The organism is Pseudomonas sp. EL_65y_Pfl1_R83, assembly GCF_963970695.1.
Classification (GTDB): Bacteria; Pseudomonadota; Gammaproteobacteria; order Pseudomonadales; family Pseudomonadaceae; genus Aquipseudomonas; species Aquipseudomonas tritici.
In genome coordinates this window covers 1-619 of the sequence record NZ_CAXAQI010000124.1, presented here as the reverse complement: position 1 = coordinate 619, position 619 = coordinate 1, and the positions used below count along the sequence as shown (strand labels likewise).

1 protein-coding gene is annotated in these 619 nt (G+C 68.2%); it reads right to left on the bottom strand.

All coding sequences use genetic code 11. The annotated features are described in order from the left end of the window. The coding region (locus AACY08_RS27975; RefSeq protein ID WP_339472342.1) for a phenylalanine--tRNA ligase beta subunit-related protein at positions 1 to 619 on the bottom strand (619 nt) is incomplete at both ends.

The window sequence follows — 619 nt, the reverse complement described above, 5'->3', positions numbered from 1 at the left end:
CGGATCGACGCCGCGCTCGAAGCGCGAACGCGCGTCGGAGGTGAGCATCAGCGCCTGGCCGGTGCGGGCAATGCCGTCGGGATCGAAATAGGCGCAGTCGAGCACGATATCGGTGGTCTCGGGCGTCACGCCCGAATCCTCGCCGCCCATGATGCCGCCAATGTCATGGACGTGCGCGTCATCGGCGATGACGGTCATCGTCTCGGTGAGCGTGTACGTCTTGCCGTTGAGCGCGAGCACTTGCTCGCCCGCCGCCTTGCGCGCGACGAGGCCGCCCGACAGCTTGGCGCGATCATAGACGTGCAAGGGGCGGCCGAGATCGAACATCACGTAATTGGTGATGTCGACCAGCGTGGAAATCGACCGCTGGCCGATCGCGGTCAGGCGGCGGCGCATCCATTCGGGCGCGGTGCCGTTGACCAGGCCGGTGACGCTCTGCGCGTAGAAAGCGGGGCAGCCTTCGGCATCGTCGGTGCGGACGTCGGGGCCCGCGCCTGTGCCTTCGACGGGCGCATAAGCGAGCGGCTTGGCGGTGCCGAGCCCGGCGGCGACCAGATCGAGCGCGATGCCGCGCACGCCCATGCAATCGGGGCGGTTGGGGAGGACGTTGATCTCGATC